This window comes from Gilliamella sp. ESL0232 (assembly GCF_013346885.1).
GTDB classification, from domain to species: Bacteria; Pseudomonadota; Gammaproteobacteria; order Enterobacterales; family Orbaceae; genus Gilliamella; species Gilliamella bombi.
The window spans coordinates 16,548-42,300 of record NZ_JAAEDW010000001.1; the positions used below are offsets into that span (position 1 = coordinate 16,548).

The following is a 25,753-nucleotide window of genomic DNA, read 5'->3' on the forward strand; positions in this document are numbered from 1 at the left end:
CTATCATATTTATGCAAATTGTGGTTATTGAATTAATCGGTGATGGTATTGAAAATAGAAGTATAATAATGCCACTTAAAATAATTGGTCGAATTAAAGTATGAAATTAAACTATAAATTACAGGGTGATGGACAGCCGATAGTGTTTTTACATGGGGTATTTGGGAGTTTAGATAATTTAAATATGCTAGCGAAGGATTTTGTGCAACATAATCAAACCGTGCAAGTTGATCTGCGGAATCATGGGCATTCCCCTTGGTCTAATAAGATAACTTATCAAACTATGGCTGAAGATGTAGCTGAACTTTGTTATGATTTACAATTAAAAGATATAATATTAGTTGGTCACTCAATGGGGGGGAAGATTGCTTTGCAATTATCGCAAATGCTTTCAGATTCTATCCAAAAAATTGTTGCTATCGATATTGCGCCTATAAAATATCACCGTTCGGCCAATGCCACTATTTTAAGAGTGTTAATGTATTGCCTTAGTAACAAAATTACCGATAAAAAGCAGATCATCAATTTAATGGAACAAGTAGGTATTAACATGCCAACCATTCTTTTTTTACTAAAATCGTTTAAGAATGATAAATGGTTGTTTAATATTGAAGCAATTAATTCACAATATGCTCATATATGCGATTGGCAAAATATCTCTCCTTGCTTAAAACCCACGTTATTTATTCGGGGAGGTAACTCTACTTATATTACAAATGAAGCTTATCCAGCGATTTTCGAACAATTTCCTAATGCAAAAATTGAAGTAGTTGAAGGTGCAGGGCATAATGTTCACGCTGAAAAAACGTCACAAGTTTTGCAACTTCTACATAACTGGATAGAGGGATGAATGGTATTTAACTTGCAAACATTTAGAGTGAATTACAAAATAATCGTTGCTGCTTGGCAACTTGTTTGTTAGGTGCATTAACCGTTATAACAACCATTTTACACTGAGCATTATAAGTTTTACTGGTGAGCTTATAGTGCCAACCAGAAGGAATAATTTGGTTTGTGGTATAAGGGTAGCTATCAAGTAGCTGAAAAGCAATTTTGTTGGCACGTAAGTAGTTTGTAAAGTAATGATGTTTATAAAACAATGCTTGTTGGTAATTAACAAATCCTAACATAATAATTGAAAATAATAGCGTTGCTATCATAACTTCAATTAAACTAAAGCCAGCTATTTTTTTCTTTTTGTTATTCACAATAAATAGCTCTTTTTTCTGGGCAATAATCGAGCCAATGACCTTTTTCAACAATCAATCGATTGTTATCAAAATGTGCGAGTGTATATAAATAAAAATCTTTAGCTTCGCCTCTTACTAACACATACTTATCAATTTTTAATAAAGACTTTTTTATACATGCTTTTAATTGATAAGTGGGTTCAGTCATACAATACCAATTTGTTTTAGGAGTTTGCCAATTTTGGGTTATTGCCCAAGTTAAAGATGAACTAGCTTGATTAAATTGTTGATAGTATTGACTTTCCATTAAGATAGTTTTTTGCCACGAGGCAATAAGGACATTAAAACCAATTAATAGCACCAATCCCACAACCATCAAAATAACTACCATTAAAATAGTGCTAAACCCAGACGAAGTATAAATTTGTTTAAAATAGGTTTTCATTTTTGATTATTTCAGTTATGTGATAATTAATCTGCTTGTTTTTTCTTAATTCAGCAGTAACAGATAGACTAATGGCATCGGGTAGCTGTTTTATTGTAAAATCGGTTACTTTGATTTCGTTTGAATCAAATAAGTTTTCCCATTTAGTTCCAAAACAATCTATTGCTCCTGTTTTATAGGCTATATTGTTTTCTTTATAGCGATAGGTAAAAACATCTGACTTTATAGGGGTAAATTTGTCCCAAACCCAAGAATTGCGAATTTCGCTATCGTATCGAAGAACAATACATTTTCCTTGTTTATCGATTTTAATAGCTTTAGCTGTTATTTTTTTGGGGTCATTAGCAATAAAACCAGCTCGTCTTATGTCTTTTTTCATACCAGCTAATCCAAGTTCAATTGCCTGTTGTAAACGTATTTTTTGATAATATTGCATAATACTTGTTTGTAATTGAATGTAAAACGAGGTTATACCCATAAAAATTAGACTTGATAATATTAAGCTAATAAGCATTTCAAATAAGGAATATCCAGATGCTTTTAACATCGAGGTAACCCTGTTATATAGCTATTTTCTGCACAGAATCGAATGCGTCCAAATAAAGAAATAAAAATCCTGCTAGTACCTATCTTATTTTTTAATTGGAAAGACATTGTTTGTGCTAAGTTGCGACGACCTAAGATCAAAGCATTTTTATTGTTTAATAATTCACTAATTTCAACAGAATTATCAGGTTTGATAAAATAAAGTACTCCTTCACTGCATGATGTAGGTTTTTCATCGTTAGTGATTGCAATGCACCAAGGTGAAGTAAATTGGTGAATAATGTAATTCTCATTTTTAATCGACGCTTTTATTTGAACTTCATACAAAAAATAAGCTAACTGTTTGGTTGTATAAGCTAATTCATTACGCAGCTGTTGCTCTTTCCAATGCTCAACGCCTATTGTGACTAAAATAGCACTAATACAAATAGTTATTAACAATTCTAGTAATGAAAATCCCCAATTTTGCATAATATTGTCTTGGTAACTATCACGATAGTTGCAGAGTACATTTTAATTAAACAATTGGTTATTTGACATTCTAGATTTGTGATACATTGCTCAAATAAATTGTGCTTTTTTCGTTAATACTTTGCTTTTTGTTTTGATGAAAAGTTTATTTAAAAATTACGTCAAAAAGCGGTTGGCAAGTATATTGATTTTACTAAGTTTTTTATTTTGTTTTTCCTGGATTCAAACATGAAGTGCAATTTTAAACACGGTGGAGTGAAGAAAGTAGAAAGGTGATTTATACTAGCACCTTCGCACCATCACAGTTTGGAGATTGTTATGTATTATAATCACCTTTCTAGGAAGGAAAGATACTAGATTTTTGTATTTATAACTATACACAATATCTATTGAACTTACACACAAGAAAACGGCATAAGTTTAAAAGCCCTGTCGCTTTTTATTCTAAGCGTTAAGACGAATTACACTTCATGGTGCAATCAAGGAAATTAACAAAAAACTTAAATAAAATCAATAGTCCATTTGAACGCTTTTAAAGCAAGAAACACACTTATAGCACTACAAGGCTAATATGCTTGCCTTATTAGAGCGTCAAAATGTGCCGATAACGAAGTAAAGCTAGTACGCTAAACTAGGTTGTTGGGCGTGTTTGTGTTTTAGATGTTATCAGCAATATTAATCATTCCGCAAAATACAAAAACTTACAAAACTAACACCTTATTTTAATTAGAAAATTAACCCATCTATTCTATAAAGACAAATCGTTTTTATTTTTACATTTCTTTACAAAAAAGTCCGCCAAAAAACTAGCCAACAATTTTTAAAATGGTTATACTTTTATCGCTATAGGAAAACAAGCTTATTAAATAAGCAAATAATTATAAAAATATAAATAAAACAAATAATAAAACAAATAATTACTTGACAGGTGAACCATGATGCATTATCATTTTAGCCACCAGCACTGGCAAACCTATGCCTTAAATTTATTAAATAATCCTATTCGAAGAGTTTTTGCACGAAACTCATTTATATCATCGAAATTATCTCTCGAATTGTTATCGAAATTATTCACAAAATTATTTTCAAAAATCCCATTGGCATTAGTGCCGTTGTTGTTATTGCCGTACTCCTTAGAATCGCAGGCATTATCGGCTACTACTTTTAATTACATTCAGGGTACTGCACCTTATTTAACCTTTGATGGCGGTGTTACTAAAGTGACTAAAACAGAGGACTTATTAGGTATTAAGTTATCAGATGGTCGAACATTCACATCGCAAAATAATTCTTCATCACCGACAGCGCCAATCAAGTTACCGAATGTAGGGGATACTTTGGCTGATGTTGAAATGATAGTCCCGCCATCAAGCAACTCAATAAATATAAATGACTTAGTGGCACAAGGTAAATGGAGAGACGATGATGGAGATGGACAGGGAGCAGGTGGAGTTACTGCATTAGGAAGTATATCGTTAGCAATAACGGATAAAGATGGCAATACCATTAATCGTAGTGATGCATTAGATATATGTAAAGCGCCTTATAAGGTAACCTTAAGTAGTACAGGAGGTAGTTTAACTACACAATATGGTTTGCCAGATAGTAGTACTTTTAGTGGAGGAACAGCGGAGTATTATATCACGCCATCACAGCCCGTTATTTGTGCAGTCAGGCCGAATCTAACTTATGGCACAGACAGCTTCTCAGGTCCTGCTAACATATGGAATCCAGCTAAGGGCTTTTTAGTTCAGTCTACTAATCCATCATCTTACGGTTTAAATTTTCCAACAACAGGTGCAGATGGATTGTATTTTGATTTGGATATAGGTGGAATAGATGCAAGTCAGTTTAGTTGGACAGTTACCACACGTGGTGATATAACGGCAACGGTGAGTTGGGTTAGGCCGCGTTCAGGTTCATTTATAGACCCATGGGGAAGTACTGTACAATATGATAATTGGATTAGAGATAAATCCAAGAATGTAACACGGGTAACGTTGAATGGTCCAGAGGCAAGAAGCTTGTGGAGCAATTCTAATCCTAGTCAAATTACCGTGCCATCTTTGCCACAGACATTTGAGTTGGTGGGAAGTGATAGAAGTGGTAATGGGGTGAGATATGGCTTTGTCTTAAAGCAGTGGTTCGTCAATCGGGGGGCTCAAAGAACTAGCGTTTCTAATCAAACCACATGGTGTAATAGTTTGGGTTATCGTTTGTCACGGGTAAGTGATTTAACCAATGCGAAGTGTGATGTAAATAGTAGTAGGTTCCCATGTATAAATAACATAGATGGTGCGATGCCGTCGTCAGGTACTTTTTATTATAGACGTCATGTAGGAGCAGGTTTTTTCACGGAGTGGGGTAATATGAACAGCTATGCTGATACGGGTTTCATCAGCAACAACTACTGGACGAGTGATGCCACAAGTATCCGTAATTTCCATGTTCTCTCTACTAGTGGCGGCGTTGACGGCAACGGTAACAGTTACAGCTTCTCTGCTGCTTGCACCACACCTTAGTTTTTAGCGTTTATTTCTTAATCCTTAGGCCGCGGGGGCGGTTATGGTGCCTGAGAGGACAATCTAACAAAAAATAACGCCTCCGCGTCAGTTGGGGCGTTTTCCCTTAGGGTTGCGCTGTTGCGGCGAAGCCACAATCGCGCCGCCCCCCGCCGCTGACGCTGAAAGCGTGGTTGGCAATTCTAATGATTACGCTGTGGCGGTTTAAATTCGTGGTCTATTTTAGTTCGGCAAGGTTTCGGACGTTTTGACCTTAGGTGAACAAAATAGCCACAGTGACCACGTCCGAGCAAAGGGAATTAAAGCGAATTCCCTTTGCAATCCCACGCGTTGGTTACAGAATGTGGCCTACGGCACTATTCGTATCATCCTGATACTCGCCTTTTCGAGGCCATCTTCTCTGTGCTCAGATGTTCAAATTTGTTCCAGACAAATTTGTCTGACGCCAGAATAAGACAAATAACATAGCCTTAGGTGGTTTTTGTGAGTTGTTTTGTGTTAAAAAGCAGTGCAATTACATCCCAAAAGTGATCAGAAAAGGTATTGATTTTTATTAAAGCTTTTATTTTTCTGTTTTTTTGTGATTTCCTATGACTTTACTAAGATTTCGATTGTTTTTGATTGCTTGGATATTGATTGTGGTGTTTTGATTAAACCACTTAAAAAGCAAGAAAGATTATATTATACTGTCCATCTAATTATTATTTGCTAACGGACTATAAATTAAAGGAAACTTGAGATGCAACAATTACAAACTATTATTGAAGCAGCATTTGAACGTCGTACTGAGATTACACCGTCAAATGTTGATACAGTTACACGTGATGCGATTAACCAATGCATTGCTTTATTAGACAGTGGTAAAATGCGTGTCGCAGAAAAAATCAATGGTGATTGGGTAACTCATCAATGGTTAAAAAAAGCGGTTTTGCTCTCTTTCCGTATTAACGAAAACCAACTGATTGATGGCGGTCCGACTAACTATTATGACAAAGTGCCATTAAAATTTGCTGAATATGATCAAGCAAGATTCCAACAAGAAGGTTTCCGTGTTGTTCCATCTGCTATTGCTCGTAAAGGTGCCTATGTTGCTCGAAATACTGTATTAATGCCATCTTATGTCAATATTGGTGCTTATGTCGATGAAGGTACGATGGTTGATACATGGGTGACAGTTGGTTCTTGTGCGCAAATTGGTAAAAATGTTCATTTATCGGGTGGTGTTGGTATTGGTGGTGTTTTAGAACCGTTACAAGCTAACCCAACCATTATTGAAGATAACTGTTTTATTGGTGCACGTAGCGAAATTGTTGAAGGCGTTATTGTTGAAGAAGGTAGCGTAATTTCAATGGGTGTATTTATTGGTCAAAGTACTAAAATATATGACCGTGCAACTGGTGAAATTCACTATGGACGTGTACCAGCTGGTTCAGTAGTTGTTTCTGGCAACTTACCGACAAAAGATGGCAAATATAGTCTTTATTGTGCAGTTATTGTGAAAAAAGTTGATGCTAAAACTTTAGGTAAAGTAGGTATCAATGAATTGCTTCGTACTATCGATTAATTCACGCTTATATTTTAAAGTCGTCTAAATTATTGTTAGGCGACGATTATTCTATTTATTAACTAGATAATTTTAGTTTTATAACCATTAGAAGAGGAGAATTTATGCCTTCTTTTGATATCGTTTCAGAAATTCAAATGCCAGAAGTTAAAAATGGTGTTGAAAATGCCACTCGTGAGTTAGCTACTCGTTGGGACTTTAAAAATGTTGAAGCATCGTTTGAATTAAATGAAAAAAATGAAACGATTAAAGCAACAAGCCAATCTGATTTCCAAGTACAGCAACTGCTCGATATTCTGCGTGATAAGCTAGCTAAACGTGGTATTGACGGTGGTGCACTTGAAATTCCTGAAGAAATGGAGCACAGCGGTAAACTTTATAGCATTACGGTTAAGCTTAAGCAGGGTATTGATAAAGAGCTATCTAAAAAGATTGTAAAAGCGATCAAAGACAGAAAAATTAAAGTACAAGCTCAAGTACAAGGTGAACAAGTCCGTGTTACAGGTAAATCACGTGATGATTTACAAGCTACTATGGCATTAATTAAAAATAGCGAATTTGGTCAACCGTTTCAATTTACCAATTTTAGAGATTAATGTGTTATTGAGTTGATATTGCCAACAATTGTCGGCAATATTATCCCTTAAACTTTGTAAAAAATTTCAGAAAAGACAGTGTTTGAATAAGGGGATGCAATAACTATTATGATGTTTTAAACCTGAATGTAAGTAGATAAAAAACGAGATTTTTTGTAAATACGTTATGTTGTCTGCTTGTCTATCCTCTTAATTATAACAATATTTATTATGATGAAAAAAGTAGCTATATATTTATTTTTTCTTATCTTTTCTGGGCATTTGTTTGCACAAGAACCTAATAGCGAAGTAAAGGAAATAAGGAAAGTTTTTATTGATAATCTATTATCAAAAATGACGCTTCAAGAAAAAGCGGGACAATTGCGCCTAATTAGTGTTGGTGGTGATCTAACGTTAGATAAAGTACTTGATAAAATTGAAGCAGGTGAAATTGGTGGCATTTTTAATACTGTTGTCGAACCTGACCTTTCTCAAATGCAGGAGCGTGCTCTAAAATCTCGCAATAAAATTCCTCTATTTTTTGGTTTTGATATAATTCATGGACATAGAACTATCTTCCCAATTAATTTAGGTATTGCATCCACTTGGGATCGTAGTGCAATTGCAAAAGCTGCTGAAGTATCAGCTGACGAAGCTACCTCGGATGGATTAAATATAACTTGGGCGCCAATGGTTGATATTACACGTGATCCTAGATGGGGGCGTGTGTCTGAAGGGTTTGGAGAAGATCCTTATTTAACCTCAGAAGCTGGGCGGATTTTTGTTGAAAAGATGCAAAAGCAATCGCTTGCCGATAAAAAATCATTGGTGACATCAGTAAAACATTTTGCACTTTATGGCGCAGTTGAAGCAGGGCGTGAGTATAACAGTACGGATATGAGCGAACGCAAAATGTTCCAAGAATATCTTGTGCCTTATAAAGCAGCAATTGATGCAGGTAGCAGGGCAGTTATGGTTTCGTTAGTGAGCGTTAATGGTATTCCAGCAACGGGGAATCATTGGTTGTTAACCGAAGTGCTACGGAATCAGTGGCATTTTGATGGTGTTGTTGTCAGTGATCATGGGGCTATTCGTGAACTTATTAATCATGGCGTAGCTAGTGATCCGAAAGATGCTGTACGTGTTGCGATTAAAGCTGGCATTGATATAAGTATGAATGATGAATATTTCTTACAATTTTTACCTGAATTAGTCGAAGAAGGTGCCATTACAGAAGATGAAATAAATCAAGCTTGTCGTCATGTACTTGAACTTAAATATGATATGGGGTTATTTAGTGATCCTAATCGTAATTTAGATCCAAAATTAGATATCGATACAATGTTTGCTGATAATCGATTACATCGTGAAGAAGCTCGTGATGTGGCACGCCGCAGTATTGTGTTATTAAAAAATGAGAATGAGATATTACCGCTAGCTAAAAATAAGAAAATTGCGGTGATTGGTCCATTAGCTGATTCAAAACGTGATATTTTGGGGAGTTGGTCGGGAGCTGGGCGTGCTAATTTAGCGGTAACTCCATTAGAAGGTATTAAAAATGCAGTTAAAAATCCTGAATCAATTAGCTATGCTTTTGGTGCCAATCTTTCTGATGATGAAAATTTATATCGGTTTTTAAATTTATACGGAGAAACAACTAAATTTGATAATCGACCAGCCGATAAAATGATTGCAGAAGCGGTGAAAATAGCTAAAAAAGCTGATATTGTTATTGCCTTTGTTGGTGAGGCAGAAGGTATGGCTCATGAGTCATCAAGTCGAACAGATCTATCTTTGCAAGCAACTCAAAAACAATTAATTAAAGCAATGAAAAAAACAGGTAAACCTTTGGTCATTGTCTTAATGAATGGTCGTCCTTTAACATTATCTGAAGAGTATGCTCAAGCAGATGCTATGCTTGAAACTTGGTTTTTAGGAACCGAAGGTGGTAATGCTATTGCCGATGTGCTATTTGGTGACTATAACCCTTCGGGCAAATTGCCCATGTCTTTTCCTTATAATGTTGGGCAGATCCCAGTCTATTATAGCCATTTGAATACAGGCCGTCCTCGTGGTACGGAAAATATGGGCAAATATACAACCTCGTATTTTGATAGTCCTAATGAGCCGTTATTCCCCTTCGGATTTGGTTTGAGTTATACCAATTTTGCGATGGACTTTTCGTTATCAAGTACTAAAATGAATCGAGATGGTGAAATTATTGTCACCGTTAATGTTGAAAATACAGGAAATAGAGAAGGTATGCAGACCGTCCAGCTTTATTTGCAAGATGTGACAGCGTCGGTTAGCCGCCCAGTGAAAGAGTTAATTGGTTTTGATAATATTACTTTAAAACCGCACACTAAGGGTCAAGTAAAATTTGTGATTAAATATGATATGCTGAAATTCTGGAACAATAAAATGCAATATGTTGCCGAACCAGGAAAATTTAATGTGTATATCGGTAGTGATTCGACAACTCAGGACAAGCAAACATTTACTTTGCTTGATTAATACTTGTTAAGTAATTTGGGTAATTTTCACATAGGATAATGCTGTGCAAAATGATATTACTTTTTATCAACGTTTTAAGTCTGATATTTTAGCTGGTTTAAAAGTCATTACCATTCGAGATAAGAGTGAATCACATTTTAAAGTTGGTGATAAGCTTCGTGTTGGAACTTTTGAAACTGATGAGTATTTTTGTACAATTAAAATAGTTAACATTACACAAATTACATTTGATCAACTTACCGAAAACCATGCCCAACAAGAGAATATGACTTTGAGTGATTTGAAAAAAGTAATTTCTGACATATACCCCAATGAAAATCATTTTTTTGTAATTCATTTTTCGCTCTTATAATAAAAAAGACGCATTGTTAATGCGCCCTATTTATTTTTATAACTAGCAAAAAACTATTGATTTATAGGTAGCACATCTAAAATTAAACCATCCACAGCAATAATTTCAACACGCTGCCCAACATTAAGATCTTCAACGCATCTTGCCGACCATGTTCCATCTTTGATTTTTACCCGACCTGAGCCATTAACAATAGCATCTGTGACAACTGTTTTAATACCAATTAAATCTTGTTGTGGCTGATTGATTTCGCCTTTACTTGATTTATCTTTACCTTGCTTTTTGAGCCAAAGCCACCAAAGATAAGCAGATACAAGCGTTAGAATTGCAAATAAAATCCATAAAATTGGCCAAGAAAGAGGTAAAATCCAAGCAATTAAACCAACAATAATAGCAGCTATCCCACTCCAAAGCCCGTATCCACCAGTACCAAGTAATTCTATAATCAGCAAAATACCGCCTAAAGCAATAAATACCCAATGGGGCGAACTATAGAAAACCATAAAAAAATCAGTCATTGTTGATTACCTTTATAATACATTCAGTAAAAATCTTAAACATAGCGTTTATAGATTTTGTTAAAAAGTTTCAGGAAACACTATGTTTAAGTATAAAATTTGATTTTTATTTAGTATTTTTAATCATTTCGTTAATGCCTCCAATGCTATCCATGATCCACAAAATTGGCCAAGAAAACGGTAAAATCCAAGCAATTAAAACAATAATAAAAGTAGCGATCCCACTCCAAAAACCATATTTGCCAGTATTGAGTAATTTTATAACTAGCAAAATACCACCTAGAACAATAAATCCCCAATAAGGCGGATTATAGAAAACCATCAAAAAACCATTCATTATCAATCACCTCTAAGATTCATTCAGTGAAATTTCTAAATATAGAGTTTACGATTTTGTTGAAAAGTTTCAGGAAACACTATGTTTAAGTATAAAAATTGATTTTTTATTTCGTGTTTTTAATCAATTCAGCAATACCACCAATACTACCCATTAAACTTGACGCATCAAGTGGCATCATAATCACTTTACTATTATCCGATGAACCAATTTGTTGTAATGCTTCAGTATATTTTTGGGCAACAAAGTAGTTAATAGCATTAATATTACCTGCAGCAATAGCATCGGATACCATTTGAGTTGCTCTTGCTTCTGCCTCGGCTGCACGTTCACGCGCTTCTGCTTTTAATATTTCAGATTGTTTTTCACCTTCTGCTTTTAATATTTCAGATTGTTTTTCACCTTCAGAGCGTAAAATCGCTGCTTGACGAACACCTTCTGCTTCAAGAATTTCGGCACGTTTATTACGTTCTGCTTTCATTTGCGCATTCATCGCAGCAATCAATTCTGCTGGTGGGCGAACATCTCGAATTTCGATACGGGTAATTTTGATTCCCCATGGACTTGTTGCCTCATCGACAATACTTAGTAACTTAGAGTTAATATGATCACGTTGTGATAACATTTCATCCAATTCCATGCTGCCTAAAACAGTACGAATATTAGTCATCATTAAATTAATGACAGCACGCTCTAATTGATTTACTTGATATGCAGCCCTTGCTGCGTCTTGTACTTGGATAAAGCAAACAGCATCAATTTGCACATTAGCATTATCTTTTGAAATGACTTCTTGTGATGGAATATCGAGTACTTGCTCCATCATATTAATTTTACGACCAACACCATCCATAAACGGAATAATGATATTTAAACCGGGTTCAAGTGTATGGGTATATTTACCAAAACGTTCAATAGTATATTGATAACCTTGGGGAACAATTGTAATTGCCTTTAAGACAGTAATTAACGCAAGCAAAACAATAACACCAATGACGATATAAAATACTGGCATAGTTCAAAAATCCTTATAATTTTTTATAATAAAAATGAGTCAACCATTTTATAGATTATTAAATTTTTTGCCTAGTTATAAATGAGAAGTTTGTTTTTAAAAATAAATAATCTCTTGACAGTGTGCTAGTAAACTAGTTTAATAGTACAAAATTTATTTTTAATCGATAAAATTATGAAAGCACAATATTTACATCTTATTACTCGTCAATTCACCCGCTTTGGTTGGTGGTGCGTTACCTTTTGCGGGTGATGTAATGATGTATTGTCTTTTTTACACAACCCGCTTTATGCGGGTTTTTTAGTTTTTGGATGTTAAACGAATCAGCTAAATAAAAATTTAAATGTAGAGAGTCAACAATGAATAAGCCGACATTAACACAAATAACCCAAACCATCGGTTATTATCAAGATCCAACTCAAGTGTTTTATCAATTGTGCGATAGTAAACCGGCAACGTTGTTACTAGAATCAGCCGAAATTGATAATAAGCAAGGAATTAAAAGTGTCATGATTGTCGATAGTGCATTACGTATTTCGGCAATAAATAATGAAGTGAGTTTTAAGGCATTGACCACAAATGGTGAAAAGCTATTACCTTTATTACAACAGGCTTTTACAGACAAGTTAGATAATGTACAAGTGGATGAACAAACACTTAAATTGGTATTTCCCACTATTGATAGTATGCAAGATGAAGATTCAAGATTAAAGTCGCTATCAGTTTTTGATGCATTACGCACATTATTGACTATTGTGAATATCCCTGAACAATGTGGTCAAGATGCGATTTTTGTTGGTGGGCTATTTTGTTACGACCTTGTCGCTGGATTTGAAAACTTACCTAATTTACCAACTGAGCAGCGTTGTCAAGACTTCTGTTTTTATTTAGCTGAAACAATATTAGAAATAAATCATAAAGATCATAAATCCATTTTAAAAACGACGGTTTTCACTTCTGATTCAAAAGAAACTGAGCGCTTAACGCAACGGTTAACTAATTTACAAGCAATATTAAATAGCACAATGAAAGCCATTCATACTCAGTCCCTTACTAATATCGATGTGACATGTAATAAAAGTGATGATGATTTCAATACAATTATCAAAAAAATGCAAGATGCAATTGAGCAGGGGGAAATTTTTCAAGCAGTACCTTCACGGCGTTTTAAATTACCTTGCCCTGAGCCATTATCGGCTTATCAGGTATTAAAAAACAATAATCCAAGCCCTTACATGTTTTATATGCAAGATAGTGATTTTGTGTTATTTGGCGCCTCACCTGAAAGTGCACTTAAGTATACTAAAGCAACTAATCAAGTTGAAATTTACCCAATTGCCGGTACTCGTCCACGAGGTTTAACTGCTAATGGCGATATTGATTATGATTTAGATAGTCGATTAGAACTCGAAATGCGTACCGATAAAAAAGAACTGGCTGAACACTTAATGTTAGTTGATTTAGCTCGCAACGATTTAGCGCGTATCTGTAAACCCGGTACTCGTTATACTAAAGATTTGTTAAAAGTGGATCGTTACTCTTTTGTGATGCATTTAGTTTCGCGTGTGGTTGGTCAGTTACGCAGTGATTTAGATGCGCTTCATGCTTATCAAGCCACTATGAATATGGGAACATTAACAGGAGCACCCAAAGTTCGTGCGATGCAATTAATTGCTGAATCAGAAAAAGTTAAACGTGGTAGCTATGGTGGTGCTGTTGGCTATTTTACCGCGAATGGTGATCTTGATACCTGTATTGTGATTCGAAGTGCCTATGTCGAAGATGGCATAGCGACAGTACAAGCTGGCAGTGGTGTGGTGCTAGATTCAAAGCCACAATCAGAATCTGATGAATCACGTAATAAAGCACGTGCAGTTATTCGAGCTATCATGGCAGCGCATAATGTAGAAGGTGTATTCTAATGGCTAATATCTTATTTATTGATAATATTGATTCTTTTACTTATAACTTGGTCGATCAATTACGTAATAGTAAGCATTGTGTGACGATTTATCGAAATACTATCCCTGCAAATGTAATTATTGAAAAATTGTCACAAATGCAAAACCCTATTTTAATGTTATCACCAGGTCCAGGAGCGCCAAGTGACGCTGGATGCATGCCAGAACTGTTAAAACGTTTAAAAGGTAAATTGCCTATTATTGGTATCTGCCTTGGTTATCAAGCTATTGTGGAATCCTATGGTGGAGCGATTGTGCCAGCTGGCGATATTTTGCATGGTAAGGCATCTTTAATTGAGCATGATGAGCAAGCGATGTTTAAAGGATTACCAAATCCGCTACCGGTGGCTCGTTATCACTCTTTAAAAGGTGAAAATATTCCAAAAACACTAACCATCAATGCGCTTTGCAATAATATTGTAATGGCAGTTCGTAATGATGAGGATCGGGTTTGTGGTTTTCAATTTCATCCAGAATCGATATTAACCATTCAAGGTGTAGAATTATTAGAACAAACTATTAAATGGGCACTAAATCCTCCACAAAAACAAGAGAAGCCAAAACAGGAAGCTATTGTTGATAAGCAAGAGTATAATATTCAACCTATTGTTAATAAATTATATTTAGGGCAAACCCTTACACAAGAGGAAAGTAAAATACTATTTAATTTAATTATTCAAGGTAAGATTGAACCAACTGTATTGGCTACCGCAATAATTAGTATGAAAGTTCGTGGTGAAAAACCGGATGAAATAGCAGGGGCAGCTTTAGCATTGCTTGAGAATGCCGATCTTTTTGATTCTCCAGATTATGATTTTACTGATATTGTTGGTACTGGGGGTGATGGCACCAATAGCATTAACATCTCAACAGCTAGTGCTTTTGTGGCTGCAGCATTAGGTTATAAAGTGGCTAAACATGGTAATCGTGGTGTATCAAGTAAATCAGGCTCTTCCGATGTGCTTTCTGCCTTAGGCATTAAATTAAATATGTCAGCACAAACATCTCGTCAGGCATTAGATGAACTTGGCGTGTGCTTTTTATTTGCCCAGCAATATCATTCAGGTTTTCGCCATGCAGCACCAATACGCCAACAATTAAAAACTCGGACCATTTTTAATGTGTTAGGGCCATTGATTAATCCATCTCGTCCTAAACGTATTTTATTAGGCGTGTATCATCCAGATTTAATCCAACCGATTGCTGAAACATTAAAAATGCTTAATTATAAACATGCTTATGTGGTGCATGGTGCAGGAATGGACGAAGTTGCTATTCATGGTAAAACTGACGTTGCTGAAGTTAAAGATGGTGAAATTCGTTATTTTACGCTTAAACCTGACGATTTTGGCTTGCCAACATTTACCTTAAAAGATATTGAAGGGGGTACACCTGAGCAGAATCGTGATATGTTAATTGCCATTTTACAAGGTCACGGAAAACCAGCACACCAATCAGCAATTGCCGCTAATGTTGCGATGTTAATGAGCTTATTTGGCGAGTCAAATTTAAAACAAAATGCACAACGGGCAATTGAAATGATGCAAAGTGGTAAACCTTATGCATTATTACAACAACTAGCAGCAAGATAATAAGTGGAGAATAACATGGCAATTGCAGCATTAGTAAAAAATGTTGAAATGGCAACAGTATTGAAAAAAATCATTGAAGATAAACAAACATGGTTAACTGAGCAGTTAGCAGTAAAGCCAATTAATACCTTTAAATCAGCGATATTCCCTAGTGATCGCAATTTTTATCAAGCGTTAAATCAACCTAAAACGGTTTTTATTTTAGAGTGTAAAAAAGCGTCGCCATCAAAAGGATTGATTCGGGATGATTTTGATCCAGCCGCTATTGCTAAAGTTTATAAAGATTATGCTTCAGTAGTTTCAGTATTAACTGATGAAAAATATTTTCAAGGTAGCTTTGAATTTTTACCCATAGTTCGTAATGAAATCACACAACCCGTGCTTTGTAAGGACTTTATTATTGATGAATATCAGATCTATTTAGCGCGTTATTATCAAGCTGACGCAGTACTATTAATGCTATCTGTATTGACGGATGATGAATATCGTCATCTAAGTAACATTGCTCATAAGCTCAATATGGGGATATTGACAGAAGCTAGTACTGAAAACGAAGTTGAAAGAGCCATCCAACTGGGTGCGAAAGTAATCGGTATTAATAATCGTAACTTAAGGGATTTGACGGTTGATCTAAATCGGGTAAAGGCCTTATCCAAATCAATTCCTAACGATCGCATTATTATTAGTGAATCGGGTATTTATACTCACAATCAGGTTAAAGAACTGAGTCGTTTTGCAGATGGATTCTTAATTGGCAGTGCGTTAATGTCTGAACCAAACTTAACTTTGGCAATTCGTAAGGTGATGTTAGGCGAAAATAAAGTATGCGGTTTAACACGTCCCGAAGATGCTGTTAGTGCTTATCAAGCTGGTGCAGTTTATGGTGGTTTGATTTTTGTCACAAATTCAGCACGTTATATACAGCCAATTAAAGCTCGAACAGTTATTGCAGCAGCGCCACTTAATTGGGTTGGTGTATTTCGAAATGAAGATATTGAAACCGTATGCCAAATAGCAAAACAGTTATCTTTATATGCAGTGCAACTGCATGGAGATGAAGATGCAAACTATATCAAAACATTGCGCCAAGAATTACCCAAAACTTGTCAAATTTGGCAAGCATTAAGTATTGATGGTGCTGTACCTGAACATGCCAATCCATTAGTGTCTCGTTATATCTTTGATCATGGTGCAGGCGGTACAGGAAAAAGCTTTGATTGGTCGCTACTTGATAATCAAGATCTAAATAATGTCATTTTAGCTGGAGGCATTAATCCAGAAAATATTAAATCAGCTTTAGCGACGAATGTGATTGGTGTTGATCTTAATTCAGGGGTTGAAGTTTCACCAGGAGTTAAAGATAAACAGAAAATCCAAGCAGTATTTGAACAAATTTAATTTTTTAATTTAAAAAAGGAATGGTTATGTCTAAATTAAATCCTTACTTTGGCGAATTTGGTGGGCAATATGTCCCGCAAATATTAATGCCAGTACTTGAGCAACTTGAGGATGCCTTCATCTCTGCAATCAACGATCCAAACTTTCAGAAAGAGTTTAATGACCTATTAGTTAATTATGCAGGTAGACCAACCGCACTGACATTATGTAAAAATTTAACTGCAGGAACAAAAACTAAGCTTTATTTAAAACGAGAAGATTTAGTGCATGGTGGTGCACACAAAACTAACCAAGTTTTAGGACAAGCATTGCTTGCTAAAAGAATGGGCAAAACTGAAATTATAGCCGAAACAGGTGCAGGGCAACATGGTGTTGCTTCGGCTTTAGCCTGCGCACTACTTGGCTTAAAATGCCGAATTTATATGGGTGCAAAAGATGTTAAACGCCAAGCACCTAACGTATTTAGAATGCGATTGATGGGCGCAACAGTCATCCCAGTTGAAACTGGTTCAGCGACTTTAAAAGATGCGTGTAACGAGGCATTACGTGATTGGTCTGGCAGTTATGAAAAAGCACATTATATGTTAGGTACTGCAGCAGGTCCGCATCCTTTTCCAACAATTGTACGTGAATTTCAACAGATGATCAGCCGTGAAGCTAAGCAACAAATCCTTGAAAAAGAAGGGCGTTTGCCTGATGCAGTCATTGCCTGTGTTGGTGGTGGTTCAAACGCAATTGGTATGTTTGCTAATTTTATTGATGATAAATCCGTCAAATTAATTGGTGTAGAGCCAGGAGGTCATGGGATTGAAAGTGGCGAACATGGCGCTTCGTTAAAGCATGGTAAGCTTGGCATCTATTTCGGTATGAAATCACCGATGATGCAAACGGAAGAAGGACAAATTGAAGAATCTTATTCAATATCGGCAGGGTTAGATTTTCCATCAGTTGGTCCACAGCATGCGTATTTAGATAGTATTGGTCGTGCTGATTATGTTTCAATTACTGATGATGAAGCGCTTGATGCATTTAAAGCGTTATCACGGCATGAAGGTATTATTCCTGCGTTAGAATCATCACACGCATTAGCTTATGCTATGAAAATGATAAAAGAAAATCCAACTAAAGAACAGCTACTAATAGTTAACCTGTCAGGGCGTGGCGATAAAGATATCTTTACCGTTTATGATATTTTAAAAGCAAAAGGAGAAATAGAATGAGCCGTTATCAAAAACTGTTTGCAACATTAACAGCCGAAAAACGAGGTGCTTTTGTTCCTTTTGTTCCAGTTGGTGATCCAACGCCAGAACTGTCATTTAAAATCATTCAAACTTTAATTGAATCTGGCGCTGATGCACTAGAGCTAGGGATCCCATTTTCAGATCCTATGGCCGATGGTCCAACTATTCAAAATGCCAATATTCGGGCATTTAAAGCAGGAATAACAGTTGAAAAGTGTTTTGAAATTTTAACCAATGTCAGAGCGCAATACATCAATATTCCAATAGGATTACTTATTTATGCTAATTTAGTTTTCAAAAATGGTATCGACGACTTTTATGCCAAGTGTGCCAAAGCGGGAGTTGATTCAGTATTGATTGCTGATTTGCCAGCTCAATATGCACAAGAATTTACAGTGGCCGCCGAAAAATACAATATAGCACCGATTTTTATTTGTCCACCAAATGCTGATGATAAAGTCATTCAAAGTATTGCTAAGCAAGGCAAAGGTTATACCTATTTGGTATCACGAGCAGGTGTTACTGGTGCTGAAAATCGAGCTAACAAACCGCTTACCCATCTGATCAAAAAATTAGTTGAGTTTGGCGCTCCACCTGCGTTACAAGGGTTTGGTATTTCAGAACCGACTCAAGTTAGCGAAGCGATTAAATCCGGTGCAGTTGGGGCAATTAGCGGATCGGCAACAGTAAAAATTATTGAGAAAAACCTCGACAATCCTGAACAAATGCTTAACCAATTAGCCAAATTTGTTCAATCAATGAAACAGGCAACTAGCAAGTAATTTATATTACTTTATAGTACTAAATAGTGGGCACAATAATAGGCTTGAAAATGGAATTATTGTGCCAATATAAGTTCAACAATTATGCTTAAGTTAAGTGGTATATATATTAAAATTGACGTGTAGCATATTTTTAATAATTTTAAGGTTACTGATAAAATCAGTGTGATTTGCAGTTGCATTTTATTTAAAATGCCGTATAATTCTCATTCATCTATCGCGGGGTGGAGCAGCTTGGTAGCTCGTCGGGCTCATAACCCGAAGGTCGTTGGTTCAAATCCAGCCCCCGCAACCACTTAAATTTTCATTCATAAACCAATTTATCCTGTTATTGTCTGAAAGTTCGAATAAAGTGGCTTCATTATAGTTAGTTTTTGAATGTAAGCCTCGCATGTCGAGGCTTTTTTTCGTGTAGTGATTTAAGCGTAAGTTTAAAAAGAATGTTGGGCTTTATGCCCTTTTTTATTTTCTGCTGTGGAGGTTTGTTTGGCTAATATAGAACAACAATTAACCGATATTATCCAAGAGCCAGTTAATGCACTTGGTTTTGAATTAGTCGGAGTTGAATATATTCGTGGTCGTTATCCTATACTACGAGTCTATATTGATAGTGAAAATGGTATTACGGTTGATGATTGTGCTGATGCAAGCCGTCAAATCAGTGCGGTGCTTGATGTAGAAGACCCGATCAAAGATGCTTACAATCTTGAAGTTTCATCACCTGGAATGGACAGACCTTTGTTTACGCTTGAGCATTATCAGCGGTTTATTGGTGAAGAAGTTACAGTCAGTCTACGTATACCTGTTGCTAATCGCCGTAAGTGGAAAGGACGAATTAAGTCTATCGATAGCCAAATGATTACATTAACTGTAGATGATAAAGATGAAGTATTTGCTTTTAGTAATATTCAAAAAGCGAATATTGTACCTAATTTTAACCTTAAATAGAGTACGGATGTAAAGGATGAATAAAGAAATTTTAGCTGTTGTTGAAGCTGTATCAAACGAAAAAGCACTTACGCGTGATAAAATTTTCGAAGCTTTAGAAACCGCATTAGCAACGGCCACAAAAAAGAAGCATAATGTTGATATTGACGTTGTTGTTAAAATAGATCATAAAACAGGTGATTACGACACTTTCCGCCGTTGGCTTGTTGTTGATGAAGTTACGCAACCAACTAAAGAAATGACATTAGACGCTGCACAATACGAAGACCCATCTGTTAAACTTGGCGATTACGTTGAAGAGCAAATTGAATCCGTTGCTTTTGACCGTATAACCACACAAACAGCAAAACAAGTTATCGTACAAAAGGTACGCGAAGCTGAGCGTGCAATGATCATTGACATGTTTAGAAATCGTATTGGTGATATTGTGACTGGAATTGTCAAAAAAACCAATCGCGATAGCGTGATTCTTGATTTAGGTAACAATGCAGACGCAATGATGTCACGCCATGATATGTTACCGCGTGAAAACTTCCGTATAGGCGATCGTGTCCGTGGTATTTTATATCTTGTAGAACAAAATAATAAACCTGCACAACTATGCATTAGCCGTTCAAACCCTGAAATGATGGAAGAGTTATTCCGCATTGAAGTCCCTGAAATTGGTGAAGAGATGATTGACATCAAAGGCGTGGCTCGTGATCCTGGCTCACGTGCTAAAATCGCAGTTAGTAGTAATGATCGTCGTATTGACCCTGTTGGTGCTTGTGTTGGTATGCGTGGTGCGCGCGTACAAGCAGTATCTAATGAATTTGGTGGAGAACGTATTGACATTGTTTTATGGGACGATAATCCTGCACAATACGTAATTAATGCTATGGCGCCGGCAGATGTTGTTTCAATTGTTGTTGATGAAGACAAACACACCATGGATGTAGCCGTCAATGCTGAAACTTTACCACAAGCCATTGGTCGAAATGGTCAGAATATCCGTTTAGCTTCACAGCTTACTGGCTGGACACTAAATGTGATGAGTAACGAAGATTTACAAGAAAAACATCATGCAGAATCTTTTGCTGCAATCAATAATTTGATGAAACATCTTGATATTGATGAAGGGCTTGCACAGCTATTAGTTGAAGAAGGCTTTACCTCACTTGAGGAACTTGCCTATGTGCCAGTTGACGAATTGCTTGAAATTGAAGAACTTGATGAAGATCTTGTTGAAGCATTAAGAACGCGAGCAAAAGATGCATTAACAACACTTGCACTAGCAAATAGTGGCGAAAAACAACCAGCTCAAGATTTGCTAAATCTACCTGGTATGACACAAGAGTTAGCTTATCAATTAGTACAACATGACATCATTACTTTGGAAGATTTAGCAGAACAAGGTACTGATGATTTAGCTGAAATTGAAGGTATAACAAACGAACAAGCTGGCGATTTTATTATGGCTGCTCGTAATATTTGTTGGTTTGCAGATGAATAATTGAGGAAAAGTAATACATGACCAAAGTATCAATAGAAACACTGGCTCAAGAAATCAATACACCAGTGCAAACACTTTTGCAACAGTTTGCTGATGCAGGTATGAAGAAATCTGCAACAGACACTGTCACACAAAAGGAGAAAGAAGCTTTGCTTGCTCATTTAAAACCTCAGCAAGGTCCAACAAAGTTAACATTGCAACGTAAGACGCACTCAACCTTAAATGTGTCGAGCGGTGGTGGCAAAAGCAAAGAAATAAAAGTAGAAGTTCGTAAAAAACGAACTTTTGTTAAACGCGATCCAGCTGAAATTGCGGCGGAGCAAGAAAAAGCACGCTTAGAAGCTGAACAAAAAGCTCGCCAAGAAGCAGAATTAAAAGCGAAACAAGAAGCCGAATTAAAAGCGCGTAAAGAAGCGGAAGAAAAAGAAAAGAAAGCTGAAGAAGAAGCGAAAAAGCGTGCTCAAGAGGAAAAAGCGAAAGCGGCACAAGAGCGAGCAGTTGATCCAAAAGTAAAAAAAGCGCAAGAAGAAAAAGCACGATTAGAAGCTGAAGCGAATGAAATTAAACGTAAAGCGGAAGAAGAAAATCGTCGAAAATTAGAGGAAGATGCTAAGCGTATGGCTGAAGAAGCTCGTAAGCTAGCAGAACAATATAATGAAGTTGATGATAGTGATCATACAGAAGATGAAGATTATCATGTGACAACCTCTAAATACGCTAGAGCAGCAGAAGATGAAACTGATCGTGAAGTTGAAAGCGCTCGTGGACGTGGTCGAAATACTAAACAAACTAAACAGAAAAAAGGCAACAAGCTATCAGAAGGCAAAGCGGAACGTGAAGAAGCTCGAGCAGTGACTCGTGGCGGCCATAATAAAAAGAAAGGTAAAAGCACGTTGCAACAAAGTTTTACTAAACCTGTCCAAGCGGTTAATCGTGATGTTGTTATTGGTGAAACCATTACCGTTGCTGAATTAGCGAATAAAATGGCAGTAAAAGGTTCCGAAGTGATCAAAACTATGATGAAAATGGGGGCAATGGCAACTATTAATCAAGTTATCGATCAAGAAACAGCACAATTAGTGGCTGAAGAAATGGGACATAAAGTAGTACTTCGTCGTGAAAATGAGCTCGAAGAATCTCTTATGAGCGATCGTGATACAGGTGCAGAAAAAGTTTCTCGTGCACCTGTAGTTACCATTATGGGACACGTTGACCATGGTAAAACCTCTTTACTTGACTATATTCGTAAAGCAAAAGTGGCTTCAGGCGAAGCTGGTGGAATTACACAACATATCGGTGCTTATCATGTTAAAACACCAAATGGAGAAATAACTTTCTTAGATACTCCAGGTCATGCGGCGTTTACCTCTATGCGTGCGCGGGGTGCTAAAGCAACGGATATTGTAGTACTTGTTGTTGCTGCTGATGATGGTGTAATGCCACAAACTATAGAAGCAATCCAACATGCTAAAGCGGCAAATGTACCAATTGTTGTTGCTGTTAACAAAATTGATAAACCTGAAGCTGATCCAGAGCGTGTAAAAGGCGAACTTGCACAATATGGCGTGATGTCAGAAGATTGGGGTGGTGATACTCAGTTTGTTCATGTGTCTGCTAAAGCAGGTACTGGTATTGATCAACTACTTGAAGCCATCTTACTACAAGCTGAAGTGCTTGAATTAACCGCGTACGAAACAGGTATGGCAAGCGGCGTTGTGATTGAATCATTCCTTGATAAGGGTCGTGGTTCAGTTGCAACAGTACTTGTTCAATCAGGTACATTGCATAAAGGTGATATCGTACTTTGTGGATTTGAATACGGTCGTATCCGAGCGATGCGTAATGAACTAGGTAAAGAAGTGACTGAAGCTGGTCCATCAATACCAGTTGAAATTCTTGGCTTGTCTGGAGTACCATCAGCTGGTGACGAAGCTACTGTTGTACGCGATGAAAAGAAAGCTCGTGAAGTTGCGCTTTATCGACAAGGTAAATTCCGTGATGTAAAACTTGCTCGTCAACAAAAGGCGAAGCTTGAAAACATGTTTACCAACATGACAGAAGGCGATGTTTCTGAACTCAATATTGTTCTAAAAGCAGATGTTCAAGGTTCTGCTGAGGCGATTTCTGATTCATTACTTAAACTATCAACAGATGAAGTTAAAGTTAAAATTATTGGATCAGGTGTGGGTGGTATAACCGAAACTGACGCATCACTGGCTGCTGCATCAAATGCGATCATTTTAGGCTTTAACGTTCGTGCCGATGCTTCAGCACGTAAAGTAATTGAATCAGAAAATTTAGATTTACGTTATTACTCTGTTATTTATGATCTAATTGACGAAGTTAAACAAGCCATGAGCGGTATGCTTGCACCAGAATACAAACAAGAAATTATTGGTCTTGCTCAAGTGCGTGATGTGTTTAAATCACCTAAATTTGGTGCAATTGCAGGTTGTATGGTAACCGAAGGTGTTGTTAAACGTCACAACCCAATTCGTGTATTGCGTGATAACGTCGTTATCTATGAAGGCGAACTTGAATCATTACGTCGCTTTAAAGATGATGTTAACGAAGTACGTAATGGAACCGAATGTGGTATTGGTGTGCGTAACTACAACGATGTTCGTGTTGGCGACACGATTGAAGTTTTTGAAACTATCGAAATCAAACGTACGATCTAATTACAACGTATTTGATGTTATAAGCAAGGTATAGTCCTTGCTTATTCATTTATAAGGAAAATAGATATGGCAAAAGCATTTAATCGTTCATCTCGAGTTGGGCATGAATTACAAAAAGAAATTGCAATTATCTTACAACGAGAAATCAAAGACCCTCGTCTTGGTATGGTAACCGTTTCAGGCGTTGATATCTCGCGTGATCTTTCGTATGCCAAAGTTTTTGTGACTTTTTTGAATGACGATGATCCACAAGTTATTGAACAAGGATTAACGGTACTTAATGATGCTAAAGGTTACATTCGAACCTTAATTGGCAAAGCGATGCGTTTGCGAATCATTCCAGAGATAAAATTCTTTTACGATGAGTCGCTCGTTAAAGGTATGCAAATGTCGAGTTTGGTGGCGGATGTTATCAAACAAGATAATGAGCGTCATAAAGATTAATATTAAAAAATAGTCCTGAACTCTGTAAAAAAGTTTCCGGTAACTATGTGTTTCAGTATAAAAAATGATGAATATAAAAAAAACTCGCCGTGATCTTCACGGCGTTTTGTTGCTAGACAAAACGCAAGGCATGACATCAAATGATGCGTTGCAAAAAGTAAAATGGTTATTTAATGCTAAAAAGGCAGGGCATACGGGAGCTCTTGATCCACTAGCGACAGGGATGCTTCCTATCTGTTTTGGTGAAGCAACCAAATTTTCACAATATTTATTGGATTCAGATAAGCGTTATCGTGTGATCGCCAAACTAGGAGAACGAACCGACACATCTGATGCTGATGGTCAAATTATATGTACCAAACCTGTTAAAGTGACTGGATCACAAATCAACCAAGCTTTAACTCATTTTCGCGGTAATATTTTACAAGTGCCAACTATGTTTTCGGCATTAAAATATCAAGGAAAACCGCTTTACCAATATGCTCGCCAAGGTATTGTGGTTGAACGTGAAGCTAGACCAATTACCGTTTACGAAAATCAATTTATCCAATTTGATGCAATAAAAAACGAATTAACGTTAGAAATACACTGCTCAAAAGGCACTTACATCCGAACCATTATTGATGATTTAGGGGAATTATTGGGTTGCGGAGCACATGTTATTTATTTAAGGCGTTTACAAGTTTCCAATTACCAGATTGAAAACATGGTCACCTTAGAACAGCTACAAAATATCGAACTTAAAGATGATCTATTAATGCCCGTTGACAGCCCATTGCAAGATCGCCCAAAAGTTACCCTTAGCGATACGCAAGGTAAAGATATATTATTAGGACGAACCATTGAACTTGAAAGCTCCACGCAAGTTGAAACCTTAGTGCGAATTTATCAAGGCAAGCAATTTATTGGCGCTGGTATAATGCAAAATAACAAATTATTGCCAAAGCGTTTAATATCAACATCCTAATTCTTTTAAAAAGTTAAATTTTTCCTAAATTACTTGATATTAAAAAGATCTATATTTGTTGATATCTAGGACTTCATCCTGAAATAGCAAAAAAATTATTTGGCACTGGCATTACATTTATGCCAGTAGTTGTCTCAAAATTACTTTCTTAAAAGATCAAAAATAAAAAAAGAATGTTTAATCAATATTCAACATTTA

23 protein-coding genes and 1 tRNA gene are annotated in these 25,753 nt (G+C 36.3%); 17 read left to right on the top strand and 7 right to left on the bottom strand.

The genetic code is table 11. From position 1 onward, the window contains the following. Positions 1-100: 100 nt before the first annotated feature. Positions 101-850 carry an alpha/beta fold hydrolase gene (locus GYW75_RS00075; RefSeq protein ID WP_174798018.1) on the top strand — a complete coding sequence of 250 codons (750 nt, stop codon included), beginning with the start codon at positions 101-103 and terminating at the stop codon, positions 848-850. A 22-nt stretch (positions 851-872) separates the two neighbouring features. Here the strand turns inward: GYW75_RS00075 and GYW75_RS00080 are convergent, their stop codons facing one another. Genes GYW75_RS00080 through GYW75_RS00095 form a run of 4 tightly spaced genes read right to left on the bottom strand, consistent with a single transcriptional unit; the run spans position 873 to position 2,652 of the window. Then, the gene (locus GYW75_RS00080; protein ID WP_051634165.1) at positions 873-1,208 is read right to left on the bottom strand and encodes a prepilin-type N-terminal cleavage/methylation domain-containing protein; all 336 of its coding nucleotides are present in this window, start codon (positions 1,206-1,208) and stop codon (positions 873-875) included. Continuing rightward, complete coding sequence (locus tag GYW75_RS00085) at positions 1,201-1,635, bottom strand: DUF2509 family protein (protein WP_174798019.1); 435 nt, start codon at positions 1,633-1,635, stop codon at positions 1,201-1,203. The genes GYW75_RS00080 and GYW75_RS00085 overlap by 8 nt, the downstream gene beginning before the upstream one ends. Continuing rightward, positions 1,619-2,182: a prepilin peptidase-dependent protein gene (locus GYW75_RS00090; protein ID WP_085164123.1), complete on the bottom strand. Its 564-nt coding sequence runs from the start codon at positions 2,180-2,182 to the stop codon at positions 1,619-1,621. Before GYW75_RS00090 ends, GYW75_RS00085 begins: the two co-directional genes overlap by 17 nt. Further along, on the bottom strand, positions 2,176-2,652 hold the full coding sequence (locus tag GYW75_RS00095) for a prepilin-type N-terminal cleavage/methylation domain-containing protein (protein ID WP_085164125.1): 477 nt from the start codon (positions 2,650-2,652) through the stop codon (positions 2,176-2,178). The genes GYW75_RS00090 and GYW75_RS00095 overlap by 7 nt, the downstream gene beginning before the upstream one ends. 935 nt (positions 2,653-3,587) lie before the next feature. Between GYW75_RS00095 and GYW75_RS00100 the strand changes: the two genes are divergently transcribed. From GYW75_RS00100 to yqfB, 5 genes are all read left to right on the top strand, one after another. Then, positions 3,588-5,174: a hypothetical protein gene (locus tag GYW75_RS00100; protein ID WP_174798020.1), complete on the top strand. Its 1,587-nt coding sequence runs from the start codon at positions 3,588-3,590 to the stop codon at positions 5,172-5,174. Positions 5,175-5,913: 739 nt separating this feature from the next. Then, positions 5,914-6,738 carry a 2,3,4,5-tetrahydropyridine-2,6-dicarboxylate N-succinyltransferase gene (gene dapD, locus GYW75_RS00105; RefSeq protein ID WP_085164133.1) on the top strand — a complete coding sequence of 275 codons (825 nt, stop codon included), beginning with the start codon at positions 5,914-5,916 and terminating at the stop codon, positions 6,736-6,738. A gap of 104 nt (positions 6,739-6,842) precedes the next feature. Then, complete coding sequence (locus GYW75_RS00110; RefSeq protein ID WP_174798021.1) at positions 6,843-7,334, top strand: YajQ family cyclic di-GMP-binding protein; 492 nt, start codon at positions 6,843-6,845, stop codon at positions 7,332-7,334. Between the two features lie 210 nt (positions 7,335-7,544). Beyond that, complete coding sequence (gene bglX, locus GYW75_RS00115; RefSeq protein WP_085164136.1) at positions 7,545-9,827, top strand: beta-glucosidase BglX; 2,283 nt, start codon at positions 7,545-7,547, stop codon at positions 9,825-9,827. Positions 9,828-9,870: 43 nt separating this feature from the next. Beyond that, positions 9,871-10,179, top strand: a complete 309-nt coding sequence (gene yqfB, locus GYW75_RS00120; protein ID WP_034910676.1) for a N(4)-acetylcytidine aminohydrolase — start codon at positions 9,871-9,873, stop codon at positions 10,177-10,179. A gap of 53 nt (positions 10,180-10,232) precedes the next feature. On the opposite strand, the gene GYW75_RS00125 is transcribed toward yqfB, so the two are convergent. The 3 genes from GYW75_RS00125 to GYW75_RS00135 all read right to left on the bottom strand — a co-directional run bounded on the left by GYW75_RS00125 (position 10,233) and on the right by GYW75_RS00135 (position 12,049). Beyond that, on the bottom strand, positions 10,233-10,697 hold the full coding sequence (locus tag GYW75_RS00125; RefSeq protein WP_065560179.1) for an NfeD family protein: 465 nt from the start codon (positions 10,695-10,697) through the stop codon (positions 10,233-10,235). Positions 10,698-10,803: 106 nt separating this feature from the next. Then, positions 10,804-11,034, bottom strand: a complete 231-nt coding sequence (locus tag GYW75_RS00130; RefSeq protein WP_065610987.1) for a hypothetical protein — start codon at positions 11,032-11,034, stop codon at positions 10,804-10,806. Positions 11,035-11,140: 106 nt separating this feature from the next. Next, positions 11,141-12,049 carry an SPFH domain-containing protein gene (locus GYW75_RS00135; protein ID WP_174798022.1) on the bottom strand — a complete coding sequence of 303 codons (909 nt, stop codon included), beginning with the start codon at positions 12,047-12,049 and terminating at the stop codon, positions 11,141-11,143. Positions 12,050-12,408: 359 nt separating this feature from the next. Between GYW75_RS00135 and GYW75_RS00140 the strand changes: the two genes are divergently transcribed. The 11 genes from GYW75_RS00140 to truB all read left to right on the top strand — a co-directional run bounded on the left by GYW75_RS00140 (position 12,409) and on the right by truB (position 25,555). Next, the gene (locus GYW75_RS00140) at positions 12,409-13,971 is read left to right on the top strand and encodes an anthranilate synthase component 1 (RefSeq protein WP_174798023.1); all 1,563 of its coding nucleotides are present in this window, start codon (positions 12,409-12,411) and stop codon (positions 13,969-13,971) included. Beyond that, a complete protein-coding gene (gene trpD, locus GYW75_RS00145; RefSeq protein WP_085164143.1) occupies positions 13,971-15,602 on the top strand; it encodes a bifunctional anthranilate synthase glutamate amidotransferase component TrpG/anthranilate phosphoribosyltransferase TrpD in 1,632 nt (543 codons plus the stop codon). Before GYW75_RS00140 ends, trpD begins: the two co-directional genes overlap by 1 nt. A 15-nt stretch (positions 15,603-15,617) precedes the next feature. Continuing rightward, positions 15,618-17,000, top strand: a complete 1,383-nt coding sequence (gene trpCF, locus GYW75_RS00150; protein ID WP_065590105.1) for a bifunctional indole-3-glycerol-phosphate synthase TrpC/phosphoribosylanthranilate isomerase TrpF — start codon at positions 15,618-15,620, stop codon at positions 16,998-17,000. A 26-nt stretch (positions 17,001-17,026) separates the two neighbouring features. Further along, positions 17,027-18,220 carry a tryptophan synthase subunit beta gene (trpB, locus tag GYW75_RS00155; RefSeq protein ID WP_065590104.1) on the top strand — a complete coding sequence of 398 codons (1,194 nt, stop codon included), beginning with the start codon at positions 17,027-17,029 and terminating at the stop codon, positions 18,218-18,220. Further along, positions 18,217-19,023 carry a tryptophan synthase subunit alpha gene (trpA, locus tag GYW75_RS00160; protein WP_174798025.1) on the top strand — a complete coding sequence of 269 codons (807 nt, stop codon included), beginning with the start codon at positions 18,217-18,219 and terminating at the stop codon, positions 19,021-19,023. The genes trpB and trpA overlap by 4 nt, the downstream gene beginning before the upstream one ends. 218 nt (positions 19,024-19,241) lie before the next feature. Then, positions 19,242-19,318, top strand: a tRNA-Met gene (locus GYW75_RS00165). 191 nt (positions 19,319-19,509) lie between these two features. After that, positions 19,510-19,971, top strand: coding sequence for a ribosome maturation factor RimP (gene rimP / locus GYW75_RS00170; RefSeq protein ID WP_065560173.1), 462 nt, complete (start codon positions 19,510-19,512; stop codon positions 19,969-19,971). A 16-nt stretch (positions 19,972-19,987) separates the two neighbouring features. Continuing rightward, positions 19,988-21,463, top strand: a complete 1,476-nt coding sequence (gene nusA, locus GYW75_RS00175; protein WP_034910699.1) for a transcription termination factor NusA — start codon at positions 19,988-19,990, stop codon at positions 21,461-21,463. 17 nt (positions 21,464-21,480) lie between these two features. After that, positions 21,481-24,144 carry a translation initiation factor IF-2 gene (infB, locus tag GYW75_RS00180; RefSeq protein WP_174798026.1) on the top strand — a complete coding sequence of 888 codons (2,664 nt, stop codon included), beginning with the start codon at positions 21,481-21,483 and terminating at the stop codon, positions 24,142-24,144. 66 nt (positions 24,145-24,210) lie between these two features. Next, positions 24,211-24,588, top strand: a complete 378-nt coding sequence (rbfA, locus tag GYW75_RS00185) for a 30S ribosome-binding factor RbfA (protein ID WP_065560170.1) — start codon at positions 24,211-24,213, stop codon at positions 24,586-24,588. A 67-nt stretch (positions 24,589-24,655) separates the two neighbouring features. Beyond that, on the top strand, positions 24,656-25,555 hold the full coding sequence (truB, locus tag GYW75_RS00190; RefSeq protein ID WP_446719033.1) for a tRNA pseudouridine(55) synthase TruB: 900 nt from the start codon (positions 24,656-24,658) through the stop codon (positions 25,553-25,555). Positions 25,556-25,753: the final 198 nt, after the last annotated feature.